Raw genomic sequence first — 1,222 nt, forward strand, 5'->3', positions numbered from 1 at the left:
AACTTCTCTTCGACATTTTTATTCGGGACTTCTATCAACATCGGCGAGTTACGTTCTTTAGAGCCCCCGCCACACAAATCTTCGGAAACCCCATGGTGAAATATTGCTTTGATGGGCTGTTAGACCTGGTGCTCTATCGCTTTCATCAAGTAGGAAATGAGTTTATGCAGTCTCGACAGGAGGTTCATTGATGATGAATACCAACACAACCAACAACACCGTCTTATTGTTCACCTTCAACAACATTCAAGGTCGCTGCTTTCAAACCGCTATTGAACAGAACCTAGAAAAACCCGTACTTTTAACCCAAGGCGCTGACGTCAATTTCCCTAGCACCCGCGATGAACACTATATAGCGATAGTCGATAGTTCTCTCCCTGAATTGCCAGAGGTCAAACAAACTCTCAGTGAGTTAGAGCACGTAGATGCGACTGTATTGGTCAACGCAGAACCGAATCTGAGGATCGAGAGCTTACTCACTTGGTCAAACTTGAAAGGTTTGTTCTATTTTGAGGATGATTTCGACAAGGTAATGATGGGGCTAAAAGGCATTTTGAACGGAGAGAATTGGCTCTCTCGCGATATTCTCAATCAACTGATTGGCCACCTATTGAGCCTAAACAATACCGTCGGTGAGCTAGAAACGAAACTCGAAATGGAACTGACCCGTCGTGAGATGCAAGTGCTCTCTGCACTGTGTCAGGGTGGCTCAAACCTTGATATTGCCGACTCGCTCTTTGTCAGTGAGCACACGGTGAAATCGCACCTCTATAGTATTTTCCGTAAGCTCGAAGTCAAAAATCGCATGCAGGCCATTACGTGGGCAAAACGTAATTTGCTCTAGTGTGAAACAACAAAGGGAGCATGGAAGCCCCCTTTCAACGTTGAGTTTGTGTTTACTGCATCAAATGGTAAACCCGTAATGATGTCGACATCGCGTCCAGATCGTCTCCCAAAAACTCAATCGTTACAGGCTGGTTCGCCAGAAGAGTGAGGCTGGAATCACTGAAACGACCTTGGGTATCACACTCCACATGCACAAAGAAAGCAGGCTTATCCGCAACCAATGTAATTTGGCGGCCCTCAATCGAGACATCAATATTGGCTTTCGCCATCGGCAAAGTTTTCAGCTCATGAGAACAAAACCATGTGTTGCTTATTCTGTCTTCACCGATTTGCGCTTCAACACAGAAGAAGCCTGACGTAAGTTCATCCTTCTCAA

Annotated in this window: 2 protein-coding genes and 1 pseudogene; 2 read left to right on the forward strand and 1 reads right to left on the reverse strand. The window is 45.4% G+C overall.

Translation table 11 applies throughout. The annotated features are described in order from the left end of the window. Both R8269_RS25060 and R8269_RS25065 read left to right on the forward strand, forming a co-directional pair. Nucleotides 1-191, forward strand: a pseudogene (locus R8269_RS25060) (XRE family transcriptional regulator); the annotation flags it as partial. Continuing rightward, nucleotides 191-844 carry a LuxR C-terminal-related transcriptional regulator gene (locus tag R8269_RS25065; RefSeq protein WP_318222887.1) on the forward strand — a complete coding sequence of 218 codons (654 nt, stop codon included), beginning with the start codon at nucleotides 191-193 and terminating at the stop codon, nucleotides 842-844. The pseudogene R8269_RS25060 and the gene R8269_RS25065, both read left to right, overlap by 1 nt. 52 nt (nucleotides 845-896) lie before the next feature. Here the strand turns inward: R8269_RS25065 and R8269_RS25070 are convergent. Beyond that, the coding region (locus R8269_RS25070; protein ID WP_318222888.1) for a glycoside hydrolase family 2 protein at nucleotides 897-1,222 on the reverse strand (326 nt) is incomplete at its 5' end.

Source organism: Vibrio sp. Vb0667 (genome assembly GCF_033391095.1).